14 protein-coding genes are annotated in these 21777 nt (G+C 43.1%); 13 read left to right on the top strand and 1 reads right to left on the bottom strand.

The annotated features are described in order from the left end of the window. Positions 1–23 precede the first annotated feature (23 nt). From SD450_RS14465 to SD450_RS14425, 9 genes are all read left to right on the top strand, one after another. Entirely contained in the window at positions 24–662 is a 639-nt protein-coding gene (locus tag SD450_RS14465; RefSeq protein WP_318345171.1) for a TolC family protein, read from the top strand. Next, positions 655–1602, top strand: a complete 948-nt coding sequence (locus tag SD450_RS14460; protein ID WP_318345170.1) for an adenylate/guanylate cyclase domain-containing protein — start codon at positions 655–657, stop codon at positions 1600–1602. The genes SD450_RS14465 and SD450_RS14460 overlap by 8 nt, the downstream gene beginning before the upstream one ends. 195 nt (positions 1603–1797) lie before the next feature. Further along, complete coding sequence (locus SD450_RS14455; protein WP_318345169.1) at positions 1798–2211, top strand: hypothetical protein; 414 nt, start codon at positions 1798–1800, stop codon at positions 2209–2211. A gap of 230 nt (positions 2212–2441) precedes the next feature. Further along, positions 2442–5024 (top strand): aconitate hydratase AcnA, encoded by a 2583-nt coding sequence (gene acnA, locus SD450_RS14450; RefSeq protein ID WP_318345219.1) that lies wholly within the window; start codon positions 2442–2444, stop codon positions 5022–5024. A 234-nt stretch (positions 5025–5258) separates the two neighbouring features. Further along, positions 5259–6146 carry a phosphatase PAP2 family protein gene (locus SD450_RS14445; RefSeq protein WP_318345168.1) on the top strand — a complete coding sequence of 296 codons (888 nt, stop codon included), beginning with the start codon at positions 5259–5261 and terminating at the stop codon, positions 6144–6146. Positions 6147–6939: 793 nt separating this feature from the next. Beyond that, positions 6940–7773 (top strand): universal stress protein, encoded by an 834-nt coding sequence (locus SD450_RS14440; RefSeq protein ID WP_318345167.1) that lies wholly within the window; start codon positions 6940–6942, stop codon positions 7771–7773. Positions 7774–8589: 816 nt separating this feature from the next. Continuing rightward, positions 8590–8754, top strand: a complete 165-nt coding sequence (locus tag SD450_RS14435) for a hypothetical protein (protein WP_318345166.1) — start codon at positions 8590–8592, stop codon at positions 8752–8754. A gap of 185 nt (positions 8755–8939) precedes the next feature. Beyond that, positions 8940–12902 carry a hybrid sensor histidine kinase/response regulator transcription factor gene (locus SD450_RS14430; RefSeq protein WP_318345165.1) on the top strand — a complete coding sequence of 1321 codons (3963 nt, stop codon included), beginning with the start codon at positions 8940–8942 and terminating at the stop codon, positions 12900–12902. Positions 12903–13100: 198 nt separating this feature from the next. Then, positions 13101–13625: a glycosyltransferase family protein gene (locus SD450_RS14425; protein WP_318345164.1), complete on the top strand. Its 525-nt coding sequence runs from the start codon at positions 13101–13103 to the stop codon at positions 13623–13625. Positions 13626–14275: 650 nt separating this feature from the next. Here SD450_RS14425 and SD450_RS14420 read toward each other — a convergent pair. Beyond that, positions 14276–14710 (bottom strand): hypothetical protein, encoded by a 435-nt coding sequence (locus tag SD450_RS14420; RefSeq protein WP_318345163.1) that lies wholly within the window; start codon positions 14708–14710, stop codon positions 14276–14278. A gap of 560 nt (positions 14711–15270) precedes the next feature. Between SD450_RS14420 and SD450_RS14415 the strand changes: the two genes are divergently transcribed. The 4 genes from SD450_RS14415 (at position 15271) to SD450_RS14400 (ending at position 21768) form a co-directional block, all read left to right on the top strand. Then, on the top strand, positions 15271–16344 hold the full coding sequence (locus SD450_RS14415) for a Fic family protein (protein WP_318345162.1): 1074 nt from the start codon (positions 15271–15273) through the stop codon (positions 16342–16344). A 543-nt stretch (positions 16345–16887) separates the two neighbouring features. Next, entirely contained in the window at positions 16888–18699 is a 1812-nt protein-coding gene (locus SD450_RS14410; RefSeq protein WP_318345161.1) for a sodium:solute symporter family protein, read from the top strand. A 23-nt stretch (positions 18700–18722) separates the two neighbouring features. Continuing rightward, the gene (gene nagB, locus SD450_RS14405; RefSeq protein ID WP_318345160.1) at positions 18723–20645 is read left to right on the top strand and encodes a glucosamine-6-phosphate deaminase; all 1923 of its coding nucleotides are present in this window, start codon (positions 18723–18725) and stop codon (positions 20643–20645) included. Positions 20646–20841: 196 nt separating this feature from the next. After that, complete coding sequence (locus SD450_RS14400) at positions 20842–21768, top strand: sugar phosphate nucleotidyltransferase (RefSeq protein ID WP_318345159.1); 927 nt, start codon at positions 20842–20844, stop codon at positions 21766–21768. The last annotated feature ends 9 nt before the right edge of the window (positions 21769–21777 follow it).

Here is a 21777-nt window from a genome sequence, read left to right as displayed (position 1 = left end):
TATATGCCAATTTCAAAACTACTATGGATGAGAACCTACCCAATGTTTCATTTTTGACCATTGTTTTATTGGACTTGGTTGGTTCATGTGGGAAGAAAGAGACCGTCCAAGCTGATTTGGCCCATCGAGGGGCATTTCAAAATGCCAATGGGGCCCGTGCCAGTTTCCATCCATCATTTACCATTACTGGGGCCGTTGGTTTTTCGAGTTTCGAGCTTGATGACCTTTTTAAGAAGAATGTAGGGTTATTTGCCAATATTACAGGTGGACTATTGCAACCCATTTTCAATTGTGGAACCTTGAAGGCAAGTCTGGAAGTCACAAAATCCGGACAACAGATTGCCTACTACAATTTCGAGCAGACGATGCTGAAAGCTGGCCAAGAGGTCACGGATGCACTGTTTGCCTATCAACAGGCAGATGATATCAAGTACAATAAAAGATTGGGCCAATGGGATGCCTTGAATACGTCGGTATTTTATGCCAAACGATTATTGGAAAACAATTCACAGACCAATTATACCGATGTACTGACATCGGAGCAAAATTTGTTGTCCGTGGAAATGCAGGGGATTCTGGATGTGCTTGAACGCAAGGTGAGTGTCATCAACCTGTACAGGGCGCTGGTACGTGGATGGAAAATTACAGGGGACGATGAATGATAAGGTTAGAAGATATCATCACATCACCATTGTCAACGATGCTTCATTTTTGATCAGTTCGGATGATTCCATCTTAAAGGCGGCCTTGAAAAAGAAAATCCCTTTCTGTTGTGAATGTGGTGGGAGGGCAAGATGTTCCACCTGTCGGATTTTGGTGATTCACGGCGAGGAACATCTTTCGGAAATAAATGTTGCGGAACGAAATGTACAGAAGTACTTTGATTTGCCGGATAACGTCCGTCTTGCCTGCCAGACTTATGTAAAAGGTGGATCTGTTAAGGTCAAGCGTATCATGAACGATGAGAGCGACTATCCGTTGTACCTAAGAAACAAGATCATGAAAGGAGAAAACATAGGGAAAGAAATGCGGCTGTGCCTTGTATTTTTGGATATTAGAAACTTCACTCCCTTTGTGGAACACCATTTGGCCTTTGATGTGATCCATGTGGTAAGAAAGCTCTTTTATCACTTTGAAGAAATTATCAAAGCGAACAATGGGAGGATCATTGAAACGGCAGGAGATGGGCTTTATGCGGCCTTCGGCTTTGACCAAACAACGAGGGAAAGTACCAACAAGGCGGTTGCCTCTGTTTGGGAAATGTTCAAGGCTTTGGAAAAATTGAACGGGGAGTATTTTAAAAGATATTTTAACCAAGAAATTGAAATAGGTGTTGGTGTCCATTTGGGAAAGGTAGTTACAGGAGATCTCTTAATTCAAGATAATCCACATCCATTGGTAATGGGATACCCTGTAAATGTAGCGGCTAGGATACAAGATCTAACCAAAAAGTTCAACAATAATTTTATAGTATCCGAGGAAGTTTATAGAGAATTGCGGCACAAACCAATTTCGGTTCACACTTTGGAACGATTGAAAGGAGTCGAGCAGCCTTTCACACTATTTTTATTGGGCGAGGAATTTTCGTATCAGAAGGAATAAAGGAAAATGGGTAAGGGCAAAAGATGAGGCTTTGAAAACACTGAAAAAGCAATCTTATGGGAATTTTGTTTTCAGCTGGGATGCCGAAGGGGTAACTGTTGATGCCGTTAAATATTATGAATAAAATGTAAAATGTTGAATTTTGATGATTTTAGCACGAATTTAGGTAAGGTACTTCTAGAGTGCAGTCTGTTTATGAGTTTTGGGACGACTCCCTATACCTTTGATAAGGTCAATGGAGCGGAAGTAGAGGAAAAATATGATTTTCAAAAAGGGGTCATTACCTATCTAGCTATTTACCTGTGGGAAGAATATGGCGTTGCCGAATTGGAGGATTTTTTACGGAATAGCCAGGAGGTGATAAGTATGGAGGAACACACTACGGAACAGTTTATCCAATATAGTGTGGATAGATATCTGAATCATGATCTAATGTATGCTTGGAAGATTAAACAGGGAACCATTGCCTTTGGATATTTGGTGGCTAAGTTAAGGTCTACCCAAGATTTGACAGTCTATACGGCTAATCCTAAGGAGTTGGAGTTTTTGGAGGATGTTCTTCCCAAGCATAGCAACATGAAACTTTTTGCTGTTGCAATGCTCAAATAGGGCCCTCCTAAAGGTTGGCCATTATTGATGTGCCTTGGAAGGTATTGATGCCATATCATCTGCCATTCCCTATGATATCGATGGGAAACCGTACCTAGGGCAGATGAGGTGGCCCCATGATAATTTAGCCTATTGTCCATGTGCCCTTCAATTCGTAAATTACTAGTGACTTAAACCTTTGACACATGGAAACGATACGTAGAATTATAGCAACTCCCGAAGGACATCAAATGGTGAATCTCGGTTCGATCCCTACAATTGAACAACTACCCTTTTCGATAAGGATACTATTGGAAAACGTAATTCGAAACTATGATGGTTTTTCCATTACCAAAGAACATTACAATATTTTGGCCCATTGGGCAGACCAGCCATCGGATGCGGATGTACCCTATAAACCGGGCAGGGTTTTGATGCAGGACTTTACGGGAGTTCCAGCCATTGTTGATATTGCATCCCTTCGCTCGGAAATGATTCGGAGGGGGAAAGATGGGACAAGGGTCAATCCTTCCATACCAGTGGACCTTATCGTGGACCACTCGGTCCAAGTGGACTTTTACGGAAGTAAGGATGCCTATCCCAAGAATGTATCCAAAGAATATGAGCGCAATGGGGAGCGTTACAAAGTTCTCAAATGGGCGCAAAGTGCTTTTGATAATTTTAGGGTGGTCCCCCCTGGTATGGGCATTTGCCATCAGGTCAACTTGGAAAATCTGGCGCAAGGAATCAGTCTTAGGGACAATTGGTTGTTTCCCGATACGCTTGTAGGAACGGATTCACATACTCCCATGGTAAACGGTATCGGGGTATTGGGCTGGGGGGTCGGAGGTATTGAGGCAGAAGCTGCCATGCTCGGTCAACCCATTTATTTTTCCTCTCCGGAAGTGATTGGCCTGGAGCTTCAAGGAAGGCTTCCCGTCGGTACCACCGCCACGGATATGGTGCTTACCATCACAAATCTACTGCGTGAATACGGGGTTGTCGGCAAGTTTGTCGAAGTCTTTGGGGAAGGGCTCGATCATTTGACCGTACCAGATCGGGCAACGATTGCCAATATGTCCCCTGAATTTGGTTGTACCGTGACCTATTTTCCTATAGATGAACAGACAATCGATTATATGCGGTTTACGGGGAGGCCGAAAAATTTGCTCGATAGGGTAAAGTCGTATGCCCAGAAGAATATGCTCTGGCGTACCGGAAAGGAGGAAATACAATATACTGATACCATAAGTTTGGATTTGGGGACCATCGTGCAGACCATTTCCGGTCCAACACGACCCCAGGATAAGATTCCCATCGATCGAATCAAAAAGGATTTTCCCGGCCTATTGGAAAAAGTAGGGGCTTCGAAAGGGAAGCTCGCTTGGGTGGAGAGAGATAAAATGGGCTTCTACCTTGAAAACGGGGCAGTTGCCATTGCGGCCATCACTAGTTGCACAAATACTTCCAATCCCAGTGTAATGGTAGGTGCCGGACTATTGGCACGAAACGCTAGGAACAGGGGGCTGAACGTTAAGCCTTGGGTGAAGACAAGCTTGGCCCCAGGAAGCAAGGTGGTCACAGATTATCTGGTGCGTTCCGGTCTACAAAACGATTTGGAAGCGCTTAATTTCTATACGGTAGGGTATGGATGCACCAGTTGCATAGGGAATAGTGGACCTTTGGATCCTGATATTTCGGAGGCCATTAACAAGAACAATCTCGGTGTTGCCGCTGTTCTGTCCTCCAACCGTAATTTTGAGGCTAGGATTCATCCACAAGTCAAACTCAACTTTCTCGCTTCCCCGCTTTTGGTCATTGCTTATGCAATTACCGGTACCATTGATGTGGATCTTACCATGGAACCTCTGGGAATGGATAATAAGGGAACGCCGGTTTATCTTAAGGATATTTGGCCTTCCAACCGGGAAATCCAAGCGGTGATTTCAGAATCTATTAAAAAATCGGATTTTGAAAAGACCTACGATGTGATTTTCGATGGTGAGGAACAATGGAAGGACTTGGCGTTTGTACCATCTGAAAATTATCAGTGGAGCGAGGAAAGTACCTATATTAAGGAGGCTCCTTTTTTTAAGGGATTGTCAGTGGAAGTAAAGCAACCCCGGGATATTGAAAACGCAAGGGTATTGCTTAAATTGGGGGATTCCATAACCACGGACCACATTTCTCCCGCAGGGGCGTTTTCCGAAACTTCCGAGGCCGGACGCTATCTCAAGGCCAATGGAGTGGACCGAAGGTCCTTTAATTCCTATGGCTCTCGCCGAGGAAATCATGAGGTTATGATGCGGGGTACCTTTGCCAATGTGCGAATCAAGAATGAGTTAGCGGAAAAGGAAGGTGGGTATACCCGTTATTTTCCTTCCCAAGAAGATGTAACCGTATTTGATGCGGCTATGCGCTATCAGTCCACTGGCACGGATTTGATCGTTTTGGCGGGAAAGGAGTATGGTAGTGGCTCATCAAGGGATTGGGCTGCAAAAGGAACATTGTTATTGGGGATAAAGGCAGTTCTGGCCGAGAGCTATGAGAGGATCCACCGCAGTAACCTAGTGGGTATGGGAGTCCTCCCCTTGGAGTTTTTAAAAGAGGAAAGTGCTGAGGGCCACGGCCTGAATGGAAATGAATCCTTTACAATTTCAGGGATTTCCCAACGACTTTCCCCAAAAAAGATATTGGATGTCACAGCAACAAGACGTGATGGGAGCTTAATTACCTTTAAGGTAATGGCCCGATTGGACTCCCTTATTGAGGTGGACTATTATAAGAATGGAGGCATTTTGCATTATTATCTGAGGGGCAAGCTTGAGGAATAGGGGGATATAAGCAAATCTTGCTGCTTTTGACGATGGTCAACCTGACAGGGACATAAGGGTTTAATGTTAACCTATTGTCCGTTCATGGCCCAAGGGTATGGGGAGGCCTATAAAAGCAATACGGTGCAAAAAGCCATATTGTCGAGACCTTTGAGCAAAGGTTTTGCTTGATATGATTGGCTTGATACAGTGTTCAGTGTTTACAAAACAAGTTTTATTTGGCAAATGGAAGTCATGCTATTTGAAAAAGAAAAAGGCCCAAACAAGGAAACTGAAACTTTTAAAAATTTCGTACTGGTCTTTATTGTTGTTTTTTGGTCCATCGGAGCTCAAGCACAGATGGAAGATCAATCGGATTCCCTGCAGACTGGGACATGGGAGTTGTTCAAATATGATATGGGGAATGTCTTCGGAGGGATTGTGCACTCGTACTCTAGGCCCCTACATTGGAAAGGTGAGGAATGGATGACCTTAGGGGCAGTAGTGGCGGGGACGGGCCTAATATATCTTTTTGATGAGCAGGTGTCCCAATTTGCTAGTAGGCAGCGAGATGGAGTCCCTGATTTTGTAAACTATTATGGAGCAAGGGTAGGTAGCCCAACCTACAATTATATGCTTACCGGGGGCGTTTATGTGACAGGGTTGTTGATCAAGGATGAAAGGACCAGGCGCTTGGGGGTCCTATTGTTGGCATCAGCTTCATCTGCCGGATTGTTGCAGCAAGTAGTCAAATCCATGGTGGGAAGGGCACGTCCAGAATACGGTAATGGTAAGGATACCTTTGACCCCTTCAACACCAATAGAAGTTTCCATTCATTTCCATCGGGACATACCATTCTTGCTTTTACAAATGCACATGCTATTGCCAAACAATTTAAAGATCCATGGCTGAAAGCGGGTATATATGTTATAGGGTCAGTCCCTGGAGCCACTAGATTATGGGAGGGACAACATTGGCTTACCGATATTGCCTTGGGTGTTGCCTTAAGCATCTTTACGGTCGAGACGATTGATAGGTACTTGGATTCAAAATATGATGACAAATTTAATGGAAAAGAAAAAGGGGTGAGTTGGAACATTGGATTTGGGTTTGGACAAATTAGGATATCCGGGCGTTTTTGATGCACAAATCAAAGCTCTTTGGGCAGGGGCCAAAATTGCCAAGGGTAAGATTGATATTTTATTTAGAAGACCTGGGGTTCAAGATGCATGTCCCTTATTGGAATATGGTGTTTAGGTGGGATATGGATATTATGAAGAACAGTTTGGTTTGGATGAGGGGCGGGATGGGGTCGTGGGTATGCCTAGTTGAAGGTGGCGACATTATATTTCAACAAAATAATGGCCCTACATAGGATGAATGCTCTTTGAAAAAAGATCCTATGGTTAAGCGCTCTATTCCAGTGACTTCATCGTTATTTTTCCATTGGATTTTGGTGTGCCGTATTTAGGAATTGAACCCTTATATGAATAGTTTGTTTCTGTCGGTTATCCAAAGTAGCCATCACGGTATTGGTCAGAAACCACCTATTGTGAAGTAATTACCAAGAGGACAGTGAAAACGTCTAGATGTTGTCTTTTGTTTTTCATGGGAGGATTAACTTGTAAGAAAATAATTGCTGTGACAACCTACAACGACAGCCAGTGAACAAATTCAAAATATTCTTATTATTTATTTTGTTTATTGATATAAATTCAATTTTTAATAGGTATTTTTGAATATGCATAAAAGTACCAATATCTATGGCATTTCATAGGTCAAGGACCTGTCTTGATTGTGGTCATTTGAATGAAGTCATAGTGTGGTCCACAATTTTAAGTCGGTTTATTGGCGTGTCATATAATGAAAATTCGGTCAATGTATGATTAAAAGTATTTATCGTGATTAAGATTAAAATCTAAAAAAATTGATAATATGAGCTCGAAAATTTTAGTTCCCTACGACTTTTCCCAAGAAGCCAAGTATTCTTTGAAATTAGGAAAAGAGGTTGCAGCTCGATTGGGGTATAAACTTAAAGTATTGCATTGCCTTGACTTTCCGGAGTACCCTTATCTTGGGTCCGACAGGATAAAACCCCTGGAAAAAACTTTGATCGATGAAGGAGCCAGTGCCGTGATTGATGATATCACCAAGATGTTTGGATCTATGGAAGGCTTGGAGGTCGATATTGTTAGTGGATCTGCATCCTCCAACATTCTTAATGCAACTTTCGATAAGGAGGTCAGCTATACCTTTATGGGTTATAAGAATCGACAAATACCGAATCACATCGGGTCTACCACCAGAGATATCCTAAGGTTTGCGAAAGGCTCTGTGATGAGTTTAAAAAAGGAAGTATCCCTGGAATCCATCAAGCATATCTTGGTAGTCACGGATTTTTTTAATACGGCAGTAAAGGCGATTGAGAACTTGAAACTTATCCAGAGAATAACAAAAGCCAAACTGACCTTTGTTTATGTAAATACCCGCGAAAGTTGGCTTACGACCAAGGAAACGAAAAGAAGCATGAAGGATTTTACTGAAATCCATGGTTTGCATGAAGCGAATTTGGAAATCGTTAATGATGATACGATAGTATCCGGGGTGCTCAACGGATTATTGACCAGTTCCTATGATTTGATTGCCTTAAAGCTCAATGGATTGTCCGATGCAAAGAAAGTCAATGACCTCCACCTTATGGGAGAAGTGCTGCTTGAGAGCACGGATATCCCAATATTGACCTATGTCCACGAGAACAATTATAGATAGGAAATTTGTAGGCGTATCACTACCAAGTCTGCCGATATGAATAATGAACTTTAAGAAATAATCAAAAACTTTGGCATGAATGGGGAGGTCCTTGTTATTATAGCCACATGAGTTTTTGGCTATGGGGATTGGTAATTTCCAGTGCGGTTGGGATCAGGTCCTAGTCGAGGTGGAGATTTCCGGTATCACCAAAGACGATTTTGGGCTATACGGTTGTATTTTCGGATTGCTGGGATAAGGGATGATGTAAATAAATTTAAGACTGGCAAAACTATTTTTTAGCTGAGTGATAGACAGCTAGAAAAAATGATATTCCATTAGGGTAATTCGCGGAAACGGTGAATCTGAAATTTGCTTCGTGGGCCCGTAGTGTCCTTTGAAAGTACCATGTGTACTTCTGATGTAGTTTTGATGGATTCATGGTGTACTCCCGTATGTTCGGGAGAAACATGAACATTAAAATTTGCACTGGAAGTTTCATTGACTGAGTCAATTGTCCATTCTGCAAGTTTTCCATCAACTCTACAATGTACAATACTACGTTGTTCCTTAGTTAAACCCTATCAATTTTGACCAACTTTTCGATGACATACTGGATGGCGAGCTAGAAAAGAGTTCGTATAAATTCTGGGTTGAAATTTTTGCTGGTCGGTACCAATAGCTTTGTTAGGGAATTCTTTTTTTACATACTTCAAAAACAATGGCTTCATCAATGGTATTTAACCCTTTCAGTGAACACTGTTAATTTTGATGTTTTTGGATAGAATATGAGCTGGAATAGATTTCTTAAATAACCCAGATGCTTAAGAACAAAATATGAATGTCAAGTACGTTGGGTCATTGGAAGATATTACGCAAACCTTTATCATCAACGCCGCCCTTTTGTGGGGCAGGGTTCTGTACAGTGCCTTTTTGGATGATTATTCGTTAAGGCCAAACAGCGACAATGTCAGTGGAAAAGTGCCCATTGGGACCTGCTAAGGAAGCACTGGTGCTTTGGTGATCCTTCTGTGTCAAGGGCAATCTGCACATAGATGCACTCCTTTACGATAGGCCCAGTCTTGGAACGGTTGACCGGTCACTCTTATTAATGTGTTCTTTGGACATTGTTTAGTATCTTTAAAAGGCGCCCTTTATTTTTAGGACAAGACCCAAAACCACCATCTATGTACAGGCTTGGATTTCATTGTTTGATTTGCCTTATGGGTTTCACGGCGCTCTCCCATGCCCAAGAGGGGACCCTTTTCAATAGGACCATCCAAATACCCCAACTCAATGGTCAGGTGGAAGTCCTGGCCATCTTGCAGGATCGGACAGGGTATCTTTGGTTTGGGACCAGTCAAGGCCTTTACCGATTTGACGGTATCGATTTTAAAGGATATACAAACAGCTATGGAGAGCCTGGATCATTGGTGGACGATGTGGTCTATTCGCTTGCAGAGGATTCCGAGGGAAATATCTGGATTGGCACTAAGTCTGGAGGAATCAGTGTTCTGGATCCGGTAATGGAGCATTTTTCGAACTATCGCTACGACCCTAACAATCCCGTTCCATTTTTCAATTATTTTATTTCAAGCATTTATAGGGACCATAGAGGGGGGATGTGGGTTGGAAGCCAAGGCGGTGGGTTGGGAAGGTATGGACCACGGACCGATTCCATAGTCTACCTGCAACAAAACAAAAAAGTAAATTCTATAGGCCAAAATTATGTTACTAAGATGTTGGAGGACCATAATGGCCAACTTTGGATAGGGCTTAATGGCGGTGGCCTCGATAGGTTGGACCCATCGACGGGATGGTTTGAACATTATCGTTTTTCGGATGCCGACAATCCCACGCTGAACTTTCGAAACAATGTCATTCGTGATTTGTACGATGATGGCAGGGGAAATATTTGGCTCGCAACTTATGGTGGGTTTAACAAGTTCAATAAGACCAACCGAAATTTTGAACATTATGACACTGACAACGAACCCTTACTAAAATCAAATTCCCTGAATTCCATCAGTGTGGCCGACCAACTACTTTACATCACTTCCTACGATGGCCATATTTATCGATATGATCTTGAGCGTGAACGTTTCCTGTCCGTTGAGAACGTTGGATATAACATTAGGACCGGGTACGCGGATAAAGATGGATTGCTCTGGCTCGGATTGACAAACGGGACCATCATGGGAATAGCGCAAAGTTTCGATTTTCCATTTTACAGGGCGGGTGGGAAAGAGGACCAAATCACGTCCATGGTAGAATCTAACGGAAAGGTGTTCTATGGCACTGCCTTTTCCGGTCTGTATATTGGAGATGGAAACCAAAGGATAGGGAAGCATTCGTTTTCGGACGCCTCGATATTGAGTATTGTCCAAGTTTCAGATGGCTCCTTATGGATTGGTACCAACAGTGGGGGCATCAACCGTTATGATCCAGATACCGGGAAGACTTGGACCCTCCGGTTTCAACCAGGTGACCCCGGTAGTCTTTCCCATGATACGGTCCTGGATATTTATCAGGATCTTTGGGGAACAATCTGGGTGGGCACCTTGTCCGGTCTTGGTAAATGGATGGACGGTACAGCGAGCTTTTCGAACCAGGGTGCCGCACAATTCAAGGATATTATCCGTTTGGACGAAAATGAATTATGGGCGGCCACCAATATTGGTATTGCGGTCATCGATCCGGTGACCAACGCTTTTTATATGAAACAGGCGGATGTTGAACAAGATCGGGGAAGTCTGTTGCACAATGAGGTGAATGTGCTCTACTCCCCAGATTGCGACAGTATATTGATCGGTTCGAAGAAGGGGTTGAATCTTTTCATCAGAAACCAAGGCAAAATGTTGAATGTGCACGAACAGTTCGACTTTCCCTATGGAGAGATCAAGGCAATAGCACAAGACCACCGTCAAAATTATTGGATGGTCTCGGACCATGGAATCTATCAGGTCGATTTGGGCAGGGGAACCTATAGATTTTATGACGCCTCCAATGGCCTGCATGCCAATACCGGCATCAGCCCCTATATCCATTTTGAACCACGAACCAAAATGCTGACCATTGGGGGTGTTGGTGGGTATTACCGGTTCGTACCGGAACCTCTGGTCAAGAACGAAAAAAGCATTCCGGTCATCGTCACCGATATACGACTGTTCAACAAATCTATCAGGGATTCCGGAATGTTGCAGAGCTTTAAGACAAACCGACCATTGGAATTGTCCCATGAACAGGACATGATTTCTTTTTCCTATACCGCTTTGGATTATATGAACCCTGATAAGATTTCATATATGTACAAGTTGGAAGGCTCAAACGACGCTTGGATAAATACCCGTGACCGCAGGGCTGTTTTCACCAATCTTTCCCCCGGGGATTACACCTTCAAGGTCAAATCGACCAATAGTGACGGTGTTTGGAGCGATTCGGTCACCTATCTGCCCTTCACGGTCGCACCGCCTCTGTGGGCCACATGGTGGGCATACGTTCTGTATGCATTGTTGGGTATTGGTACTATCTGGTTCATGATCAAGAATTTTATTCAACGGGAACGGTTAAAGGACAAATTGCAACTCGAGCGGTTGGAATTGCAAAAATTAAAAGAATTCAGCGATATCAAGTCTAAATTTTTTGCCAACATTTCGCATGAATTCCGAACCCCATTGACCTTAATCACCGGCCCAATCGATGAATTACTGGAAAGCAACGGGGATGGAAATACTCAACAAGGGCTAAAGATCATACAAAGGAACGCCCAGCGCATGAAACGTTTGATTGACCAACTGTTGGACTACTCCAAGTTGGAGGCAAAAAAAGTTGAGGTACGGAACGAACCTTGCAACTTGTTCCATTTTTTGAAACCCATTGCCGATTCATTTGCTTCTTTGGCCGAAAGCAAGCAGATGGACTACTATATGGATATGCCATCAGAGGACAAATGGGTCTTTATCGATACGGACAAAGTCGAAATGATAATGAACAACTTGATTTCCAATGCCATCAAGTATACCCCGGACAAGGGCAAAGTCCGAGTCAGTGCCAAGTTTGACCGGCAAGATCACATAGGAACATTGACCATTGAGGTGGCGGACAATGGACCCGGTCTGGATCCTAAGGAGATGGGGAACATCTTTGAACGGTTCTACCGTCTTGAAAAGCAAAACGATCATCAGGGAACCGGTATCGGCCTTGCCCTTACCAAAGAGCTTGTGGAATTATTACGCGGGGAAATTGTTGTTGATAATGCAGAAGGTGGGGGAACGGTTTTCAAGTTGATACTTCCCGTAGAATTGATGGAGCCATCACAACTCTTATCCAGTACCGAAGGGGAAATTCTAGGTAAAGAACCAAGGGAAGACACGGAATCAAATACAGGTGAAACTATCTTATTGGTCGAGGACAATATGGATTTACTGATGCATTATAAGGGGATTTTCGATAATAACTGGAGGATATTTGAAGCTACCGATGGAGAAATGGGCAGGATCATGGCCCTTGAACATATCCCCGATCTTATCATCAGTGATCTGATGATGCCAACAATGGATGGTAATGAACTCTGCAAGTTGCTCAAACAGGACGAGCGCACGGCCCATATTCCCATCATCATGCTTACGGCAAAGGCCTCCCAACAGGACAGGATGGTCGGTTTGTCCCATGGTGCAATTGATTATATCACCAAACCTTTCAATAAAAAGGAACTGCTTTTGAAATTACGCAACCTGCTCGCCCAGCGTAAGCAGATGCAAGAAAACATCCGTAAAGAACTTCAAAGGCTTCCCATGAAATCCCCTGAGGTGATGTCCGATCAGGAAAAGTTCATTTGGAAACTCAAGAAATATATCATGGACCATTTGGATGACACCGATATGGACGTCAACTCGGTCGGCCGAGCCATGGGGTATGGTCGCATACAACTTTATCGCAAGGTACTTGGACTGACCGGCCTGCCCACTTCGGATTTCATTCGACACATCCGTATCCATAGAGCTGCCGAACTGCTACAAAAAAGATGGGGATCCGTCTCCGAAGTGGCCTATGCGGTGGGGTTCAATAATCTATCCTATTTTACCCGATCGTTCAAGGAAATCTACAAGCTCACCCCTTCCCAATATACCAAATCCAAAGCGGTTCGATAAGTCAGGTGTAGGAATCAGGACCAAAACGGACTGATCAGGCCATTTCTATGGCCATCACGACCATTATCAAGAGGTGTAGGCAACCAAAGTGTCAAATAATGAAACCAGAGGACAAATTATTGTTGGACGGGACTTTTACTTTTAAAAAGGCTCCAGTGCCTCCATAACTATGATTTCCAATCTCAATTAAATACGGATATGAAAACTACAAAAACTATCGTAAAGGACACTAGCAACAAAAACTCCCATTATTACATTCTTTATGCCCTGTTGTTCCTCTTGGGTATTTCCTGTAGTGGCGAAGATGAAGAGGAAGTTGCCATTTCTTTGGATGGGCCGGTCCTGTCCGTTTCGGATTTCTCCGGAAACTGGACGGCCACCGGTGCGATTTTTGAAAACTTCGACGGTTCCCAACGGTTGGACTTGGTCCATGAGGGGGGCAGTGCGTCCCTTTCCGTGGAACCCAACGGCAGGTTCAGTATCAATCTGGACGTTCCCGGCCAAGGAGCCGAGGTCATTTCAGGAGAACTTGGGTTCAATGAAGGGGAATGGGGTGACCGCCTAGTCGTTATCTTTGATGGGGAACCCAAGGAAGACTATGAGGTATACAATATCAGTTTGGAAAACGGTATGTTGTACCTTAGCGGAGTGACTACATTTGATTTCACTGGAGGGGGAACCGAGGAACCTGCCGTCATTGATTTGATCTTGACCAGGAGTTGATACGGTCTACCCGACCCACTTACCCTTATTGTTAGGTCATCCCTTATTAATCGTTTGCCTCGTTCTAGTAAAACCGACCTGTCATTGTGGGGTTCTTACATTGCTGCTATTATAATGATATCAGTCCCATGTAATAAGCTTCTTGACGCACTACGACTGGTATTCAATTTTTACGTTAGGGCATGCCATATTCACTACAATCCTATGTCTTTTCGTCCATTGGAATACTCATTACTATAGAAGCTTATGTTCATTTGATATCTAAGGTTTGGTTAAGATGGATAATGGGCGGTTGACCAGAATTCAATATATATAATTTCAAGTTCCCAACCTAGCCCCTAAAGTTTAAGTAAACGTTGGAATGTAGAATATTAATTGGCATAGATAACAACTTTATAAAAATATTGGAATTGTTTGAACTCGAAGAGTTCAATTATATGGTGGTTTAAATTCATTAAACTAAAAATGTCTATAAATTTTATTAATTTAGTTCCGAAAAGTATATCGGAGTGGTCAAAAGTTACCTATTCGGTTACCTATTATTGAAAAAACAATGTAACATATTGGTTTATAGTGATGTATTGAATTTTTATTGATTCAGTCATCCCTAATTGGAAAAATAGATGCTTCTTATTGGAGATTAGCATTTATTAGTTGGCTAATCTATATCCAAAACCCGGACCATCACATGGAAGATAACCTCCATTGAATATTTCCTTGTCGTTCAAAATAGAGATATGCTCTTTAAGCGAGCTTCCACAGTTTTGAATTAAATAGCTTTCTTCATCATACTCGAATTCATAATACTTCGAGTCTTCTGATTCAATTAATAGATAATTGCCTTTGGCAATACTGGTACTGTCCGGGTACACCCTTCTTTTGACAAAATGATTATCAGATGAAAACTCAATGAATTCGTTAAACTCCAAGTCCTTCTTTTCGATGATTTCTCCAGACATTCCCGCATTGATATACTGAAGTTCAAAAAGGTTGTTACCCTGAAGGTCAATTTCTTCATCTGTACTATCACAGGACTGATTGATTATTAAGGAGGTCATTGAAAGAAATATGACAAGCTTTTTCATGGCAAAAAGGAATTGATTTATCTATTAGATACATTGAACCTTAATTGGTTGCTTACCAAACAAATGCCTAAATTAATGACGTGAAACTCCCATAAGTTTTGCCTTTGGATGTACCGATTTGAACACGGTTCAGGGTTCGGTTAATTGGTCTTAGTTAACGGTGTAAAAATTGAAAGTCAACTATTTATGTTTTTAGGGATGGGCCTGCCACCTGCCACCATATTAAGAACGGCGAACTATCGACCATTTATCTTGCTCCGGAAAAGTTATGCAGAAATTATAGGGGATATAAAGCTTCCAAATTAAGATGTTGCCTCGCTCAGTAAATTAGGTTTCGGTAAGATTTGGCTTGCAGCACTTCGCCTTGCTTCGTTCGCTTTTTATGTTCATGGCTTATTATTAAAAACTGGAATTCCATTCTGATATGTAATTCTAAATAACGCAACAGGAATAGAGGACTTTTATAATAATACACCATATGTCGATAAAAATGTAATATTTCGACATATATTTGTGTTGTGTCGAAATTATCGACATAGTTTTATCTATATGTCGAAACCATGTACAATCCAAAAGAAGCATATAACGATTTACCCCTGTTGCCACCCAAAAATGAGCTTGAAACCAAAAAGGTTCTGAAGCAGACCATTTCTGCTACAAGAGTATTAGCAGAATTAAAGGGTAGGGCCAATGAGATTCCAAATCAGTCAATGTTAGTCAATGCAATCACCTTGCAAGAGGCCAAGGATAGTTCTGAGATTGAAAACATAGTCACTACCCAGGACAGCTTATACCAGGCTTTTACTGCCAACACAAATATTACGGATGCCCAGACCAAGGAAGTTTTGAGGTATAGGCAGGCCTTATGGGAAGGGTATCACAATCTGGACAAGCGTCCCCTTTCAACCAATACTTTTATATCCATTGTACAGACCATTAAAGAGAACAATGCAGGTATACGAAAAACAACGGGAACCAGGATTACAAACAACGGAAAAACAATTTATACACCTCCAGAGGGCGAAAAAAAAATTAGGGATTTACTCAAAAATTTGGAGGATTTTATACATGCGGAAGACGGATTGGATGATTTGGTGAGATTGGCTGTCATGCACTACCAGTTTGAAGCCATACACCCTTTTTCGGATGGAAATGGAAGGACCGGCCGTGTTCTGAACATCCTTTACTTGGTTGAAAAAGGACTATTGGATGCGCCCATCCTATATTTAAGCAAATATATAATCGACAATAAGAACAAGTATTACAAGAATCTTAGAAAGGTTACAGAAAACCATGATTGGGAGGAATGGTTATTGTTTATGCTGAAGGGAATTGAAGAAACTGCTGTTTATACGTTGGATAAAATAAATACCATAAATGCGCTAATGCAGGAAACCATAGCATTTGCAAAAGAAAAATTACCTGCGCGGGTCTATTCCAAAGAGCTTGTAGAATTATTGTTTGAACAACCTTACTGTAAAGTAAAGTTCGTTGTGGACAAAGGCATAGCGAAAAGACAGACCGCAGCTGAATATTTACAGGAATTGGAAAAAATAGGTATTCTCAAATCCCAGAAAGTAGGTGTTGAAAATTTGTTCTTAAATGTGAACTTATTTGAAATTTTAAGGGAATAATACGTCGTAGGCGGGTCAGTTTATCCGGCTCATCCAGTCTAGGCTCACATCGTTAAATAATGAAAATTAAATACTTGAAATTCAAAAGATTGAGTTCCTATCCCGATCTAACCTTTTTTAAGCAAAATCAAAACACTGTTGATCTTATGGTTTTAAGTGTTTTGTGTTTTCTGACATATTGTTTAAAATCCTTATAATTGAAAGCACATATTTTAACGTATTGAAAATATGGTGGTGATTGGTATTGATGAGACTCATTTTTCCTCAATTTACAATGTGTTCGAGCACAAAATCTTTGTGCTCGAACACATTTTTTTATATATTGCATCAAATATGGAATTCCAAGGTGTTGGATTCATCATCTAAATTGTAAAAATCAATGATAAATACTCCCCAGGGAAGTCAAACGAATTTAAATATTGGGACAGTGGATTCCCCAAAAAGAAAAAGCCCTTTGTTTGAATATCGTGAACGCCCCATCTTATCGAAGATTCCATGGACTATCGATGGAGCTTTTAAGAAGGGGCCAAGAAAAAGAGAGTTATGGTGACGTTGGGTTTATGGGATTATGGGATCATAGTTGGCTTTTTTGCACTCACCTTGGGCATTGGTCTGTATGTGTCCAAAAGTTCGGGGAAAAGCAGCGAGGATTTTTTCCTATCTGGCAGGTCAATGCCATGGTGGTTGTTGGGCATGTCCATGGTTGCCACTACATTTTCAACCGATACCCCAAATTTGGTGACAGATATAGTGAGGACCAATGGGGTTTCGGGCAATTGGGTGTGGTGGGCCTTTTTGTTAACCGGGCTGTTGACAGTGTTCATTTATGCCAAGTTGTGGAGAAGGTCCAACGTGAACACCGATCTAGAGTTTTATGAACTGCGATATGGTGGAGCTGCCGCAAAGTTTTTAAGGAGCTTCCGGGCCATCTACCTTGGTGTGGTCTTCAATGTCATTACCATGGCCGCCGTTACATTGGCCGCCATAAAGATAGGTGGGGTGATGTTGGGGCTGGAACCTTGGCAAACTGTGCTCTCAGCAGGTCTCGTAACCGTTATCTTCAGCGCCGTTGGTGGATTCAAGGGGGTGGTATATACAGATTTTGTACTGTTCTTTGTCGCAATGGCAGGAGCGGTGGGAGCGGCCTATTACTCCGTTAACCTTCCCGAAGTGGGCGGTATCGCGGCCCTACTTTCAAACAAAGTGGTGCAGACAAAACTGGATATCATACCGGATCTTAACGATACAGGTTCTTTGGTCCCCTTGTTGATGATTCCCTTAGCAGTACAATGGTGGAGTTCCTGGTACCCTGGTGCCGAACCGGGAGGCGGAGGGTATATTGCCCAGCGCATGTTGTCCGCCAAAGATGAACGCCATGCCATAGGGGCTACATTTTTCTTTAACATCATGCACTATGCAGTCCGTCCGTGGCCTTGGATCTTGGTGGCCTTGGCCTCATTGGTGGTCTTTCCCGACCTGGAGAGCATAAAAGAGGCATTTCCCATTGTGTCCGATGATAAATTGGGGCACGATCTTGCGTATTCCGCAATGCTCACCAAACTCCCCAGTGGTTTGCTGGGACTGGTTTTGGCATCTTTGGTGGCCGCTTATATGTCCACAATATCCACCCAGCTTAATTGGGGTTCGTCCTACATTGTGTATGATTTTTATAAACAACGGGTCAATCCCACTGCATCTGAAAGACAATTGGTGCGGGTGGGAAGGTATGCAACGGTGGGCCTCATGGTTTTGAGTGCTCTTTTGGCCCTTGCCCTTCAAAATGCCTTGCAGCTATTTGAACTTTTGCTTGTCTTTGGTGCAGGTACCGGGCTCATTTTTATACTTCGTTGGTTTTGGTGGCGAATCAATGCCTGGAGCGAAATAACCGCGATGTTTGTCTCGGGAGCACTCTCATTGCTGTTCAAGCTTACCCCTTTTGGGCTTTATCTGTTCGATCAAAAGACGGGTATTTTGCCAGATTGGTCAGAATATGTGCTAGTGGTGCTCATTACCACATTGGCTTGGCTTTTGGTCACCTATGCCACGCCCCCTGAGAAAGAATCGGTCTTGTTCAATTTTTATCGAAAGATCAACCCTGGCGGTCCAGGTTGGAAAAAAGTGGTGGAAAAAGGCAAACAGCAGGGTATCCATTTTGAGCCAACCAAAGGTTGGAGTGTCCCCAAAGGATTACTTGCCATGTTCGTGGGGGCAATTTTTATATATGCTTCCCTCTTTGCCGTAGGCTATTGGATCTATGGCGAATGGATATGGGCATCACTTTTGACATTGTGCTCCCTTATCGCTGGTGCAGCATTACTCCTGTTATGGAACAAAGTAAAAGAAAGTATAGGTTAAATCACCAAACATATCATATGGCCATGAAGACAAAGACGAAATCGAGCTTGATCTCTTACCAACCCGCGGGACAATTTGAGGAGACCCGTTTTGAAAAAATCCATAATGTCATTTTTGATACATCCCAACAAGGTTCCATTGAAGTCGCCAAGGAGATTTCGAGTTTGATCCGGGAGAAGGCCTCTAAAGGACAAAATTGCGTTCTTGGGCTTGCTACCGGTTCCTCGCCCATCAAAGTTTATGAGGAATTGGTACGGATGCATCGGGAGGAGGGGCTCAGCTTCTCCAATGTCGTCACTTTCAATTTGGACGAATACTATCCCATGGAGAAGGGCAACATACAGAGCTATCATTATTTCATGCACCAGCATTTGTTCGACCATGTGGACATTGCCCCGGAACATATCCATATACCCGATGGAACGGTCCCTATAGAAGAAATCAAGGAATACTGTAGATCTTATGAAAAAAGGATAGAAGAGGAGGGGGGATTGGACTTTCAATTATTGGGCATTGGAAGGACCGGGCATATCGGTTTCAATGAACCTGGCTCGCACCATAATTCCGCGACCCGTGACATCACCTTGGACCATATCACCAGGGTGGATGCGGCTTCGGCCTTCAAGGGTGTGGAAAATGTTCCCCGAAAAGCCATCACTATGGGAATCAACACCATAAGAAACGCGAAGCGGATCGTACTTTTGGCCTGGGGCCAAAACAAGGCAGAAGTGGTAAAGGCCACCATTGAGGGCGAAATAAGTCCTGAGGTTCCTGCTACCTATCTGCAAGAACATGGAAACGCCACATTTGTGATGGACAAGGAGGCCGCTGCCCAATTGACCAGGATAGATACACCTTGGTTGGTGGGTGGTTGCTCTTGGACGGAAGACCTTACGCATAAGGCAGTGGTGTGGTTGAGTATGGCCAAGGGCAAGCCCGTACTCCAATTGACGGACAAGGATTATAACGATTCGGGCATGTCTGATCTGTTGAGCTCGGAACAATCCTCGTACGAGATCAATATAAAGACCTTCAATAGATTACAGCATACCATAACAGGGTGGCCCGGTGGCAAGCCGGATGCAGATGATTCAAACCGCCCGGAAAGGGCCCAACCGGCAAAGAAGCGGGTCATTATCTTCAGCCCCCATCCTGATGACGATGTGATCTCCATGGGCGGGACCTTTGATCGATTGGTGGCCCAAGGGCACGAGATACACATTGCATACCAGACTTCGGGAAATATAGCGGTGGCCGACCATGAGGCCCTCAAGGTGGCCGAAGTGGCCAATAGCATTGGAGAGACCCCGCTTTTTTCAAAAGTGATCAATGACATTCAGGCGAAGACAGGGGAGGAGTTTGACTCGGAACTTGTTCGAAAGGTGAAGGGGAACATCAGAAGGGCGGAAAGCCTTGGGGCAACCCGTTACTTTGGTATTCCGGACGAGCAGGTCCATTTTTTGGACCTTCCCTTTTATGAGACCGGGGCCATCAAGAAAAGTCCCCTGTCGGAAAAGGACATCGCCATCATGAACGAGATCATTGAAGAGGTAAGGCCACACCAGATTTTTGCGGCTGGAGATCTTGCCGATCCCCACGGTACCCATCGGGTCTGTTTGGAGGCCCTTTTTGAATCATTACGGTGCCTAAAGGATGAACCCTATATGAAAGATTGCTGGGTCTGGTTGTACCGTGGCGCATGGCATGAGTGGGAGATCCATGAAATTGAGATGGCCGTGCCCATGAGCCCCGAACAAGTACTCAGAAAACGAAAGGCTATTTTTTACCACCAGACCCAGAAGGATGGGGTCATGTTCCAAGGGGAAGACCTCAGGGAATTTTGGGTGAGGGCAGAGGAGCGCAACAAGGAAACGGCCCATAAATATCAAGCCTTGGGATTGGCAAGTTATGCCGCCATGGAAGCCTTTGTAAGATATCATTTTTAAACTTTGGCCTTCTTCTGTCAGTATCATCACTTAGATCATTGAATGTGTTCGAAAACACTTTTTTAGTGTGCACGAGCACATTTTTTGGGGCTTTGCTTTTTTCTTGGATGAAAAATATGTAAGTTCGTTCAGGTTGAAGCAAAAATCAGCAAATACGTTTTAGTAAAAATCAGATTGTCAACATTCTAGAAATCAAATGCAAAAAGCAATAAAACCTACATTAGTGGTGTTGGCCGCGGGCATGGGAAGTCGATATGGAGGTCTTAAGCAGATAGACTCATTTACCCCCCAAGGCGACACTTTGATCGACTTTTCAATTTATGATGCATTGCAGGCCGGTTTCGGCAAATTCGTGTTCATTATCAGAAAGAGTTTTGAGCATGAGTTTAAGGAAATCTTCGACCGAAAATTGAAAGGAAGGGCAGAGGTGGTTTATGTATATCAGGAAATTGAAAATGTACCAAAAGAATATTTTAATCCTGAAAGGGTAAAGCCCTGGGGAACCGGCCATGCCCTTTTAATGGTCAAAGATGTGATCGATGGAAATTTTGCGATTATCAATGCAGATGATTTCTATGGCAAAGAGGCTTTCCATGTGATGGCCGAAGCCTTAAGAGGGACAGATAAGGAATCCTATAACTTTTATACGATGTCCTACCTCTTGAAAAACACCATATCCGACCATGGTTTTGTCTCGAGGGGCGAATGCCAAGTGGATGAAAATGGATATTTGACCGACATCGTGGAAAGGACCCACATAGAAAAAATAAACGGAGAACTCATGCGAAAGGATGATGACGGAAACCTTCTTCCCATTGATGAAAACACGGTGGTCTCCATGAATTTTTTTGGATTTACCCCCAAATGTTTTAAGTATGGGGAAGCCCTGTTCCTCGAATTTCTGAAAAAGAACCATGAAAACTTGAAGGCTGAATTTTACATTCCATTGATCGTAAATGAGATGTTGAAAGAGAACATGGCCATTGTTAAAGTGCTGCAATCCGATGCTAAGTGGTTTGGTGTGACCTATAAAGAGGATAAGGAAATAGTGCAAAAGGCAATCGATACCTTAAAGAAGAAGGACATGTATCCAACGGACCTGTGGCAAATACCAAAAAAATAATTCAAGAAC

Source organism: Flagellimonas baculiformis (assembly GCF_033441575.1).
Classification (GTDB): domain Bacteria; phylum Bacteroidota; class Bacteroidia; order Flavobacteriales; family Flavobacteriaceae; genus Flagellimonas; species Flagellimonas baculiformis.
Note: the sequence above shows the minus strand (reverse complement) of the source record. Positions and strands in the feature narration are given on the sequence as shown.

Bases quoted from the DNA above. Each gene is read 5' to 3' on its own strand.
- SD450_RS14415 (WP_318345162.1), top strand. From the start codon at position 15,271: ATGTACAATCCAAAAGAAGCATATAACGATTTACCCCTGTTGCCACCC.
- SD450_RS14435 (WP_318345166.1), top strand. From the start codon at position 8,590: ATGAATGTCAAGTACGTTGGGTCATTGGAAGATATTACGCAAACCTTT.
- SD450_RS14455 (WP_318345169.1), top strand. From the start codon at position 1,798: ATGAGTTTTGGGACGACTCCCTATACCTTTGATAAGGTCAATGGAGCG.
- SD450_RS14440 (WP_318345167.1), top strand. From the start codon at position 6,940: ATGAGCTCGAAAATTTTAGTTCCCTACGACTTTTCCCAAGAAGCCAAG.
- SD450_RS14420 (WP_318345163.1), bottom strand. From the start codon at position 14,710: ATGAAAAAGCTTGTCATATTTCTTTCAATGACCTCCTTAATAATCAAT.
- SD450_RS14430 (WP_318345165.1), top strand. From the start codon at position 8,940: ATGTACAGGCTTGGATTTCATTGTTTGATTTGCCTTATGGGTTTCACG.
- SD450_RS14425 (WP_318345164.1), top strand. From the start codon at position 13,101: ATGAAAACTACAAAAACTATCGTAAAGGACACTAGCAACAAAAACTCC.
- SD450_RS14400 (WP_318345159.1), top strand. From the start codon at position 20,842: ATGCAAAAAGCAATAAAACCTACATTAGTGGTGTTGGCCGCGGGCATG.
- SD450_RS14410 (WP_318345161.1), top strand. From the start codon at position 16,888: ATGGTGACGTTGGGTTTATGGGATTATGGGATCATAGTTGGCTTTTTT.
- SD450_RS14445 (WP_318345168.1), top strand. From the start codon at position 5,259: ATGCTATTTGAAAAAGAAAAAGGCCCAAACAAGGAAACTGAAACTTTT.
- acnA (WP_318345219.1), top strand. From the start codon at position 2,442: ATGGTGAATCTCGGTTCGATCCCTACAATTGAACAACTACCCTTTTCG.
- SD450_RS14460 (WP_318345170.1), top strand. From the start codon at position 655: ATGAATGATAAGGTTAGAAGATATCATCACATCACCATTGTCAACGAT.
- nagB (WP_318345160.1), top strand. From the start codon at position 18,723: ATGAAGACAAAGACGAAATCGAGCTTGATCTCTTACCAACCCGCGGGA.
- SD450_RS14465 (WP_318345171.1), top strand. From the start codon at position 24: ATGGATGAGAACCTACCCAATGTTTCATTTTTGACCATTGTTTTATTG.